The sequence below is a fragment of the Vibrio sp. 03_296 genome (genome assembly GCF_002265885.1).
This window is the reverse complement of sequence record NZ_NPKW01000625.1, coordinates 1-437: the sequence shown is the minus strand read 5'-3', so window position 1 is coordinate 437 and position 437 is coordinate 1. Positions and strand designations below refer to the sequence as shown.

General features: G+C 44.9%; 1 protein-coding gene and 1 tRNA gene. Both read right to left on the bottom strand.

Annotated features, from left to right (window positions below):
* A partial coding sequence (locus tag CIK04_RS26695) for an Rnf-Nqr domain containing protein (RefSeq protein ID WP_325205864.1) occupies positions 1–158 on the bottom strand: 158 nt, incomplete at its 3' end.
* A 195-nt stretch (positions 159–353) separates the two neighbouring features.
* Positions 354–429 (bottom strand) — tRNA-Asn (locus CIK04_RS26690).
* Positions 430–437: the final 8 nt, after the last annotated feature.

The window sequence follows — 437 nt, the reverse complement described above, 5'->3', positions numbered from 1 at the left end:
GCCATAGTAAGGACAAAGGTCGTTGCCAAGCCCATGACCCAATTGCTGGTTTCCAATTTTTTTGACACGCCCATGAAGGGACACAATCCGAGAAACTTCACCAGTACAAAGTTGTTTACGAGGACGGTGCCAATCAACAACAAAATATATTCGGTCATAATTATTACGTTCTGCAAATCCGATCCCGATATTATCGTGCTTTGTCCCGGTAATAACAACCAATGAAAGGTAAGGTTTTGAGTAGCTGACGGAATTTTATACGTGGTAAACGATTGACTTAAGGCCGTGCGAGATGTTTAGGCTGGGAAATATAAAAAAACGCCACATCCGAAGATGTGGCGTTTTTTAGAATTTGGCTCCTCCTGCTGGGCTCGAACCAGCGACCTGCGGATTAACAGTCCGTCGCTCTACCGACTGAGCTAAGGAGGAATTGCTTC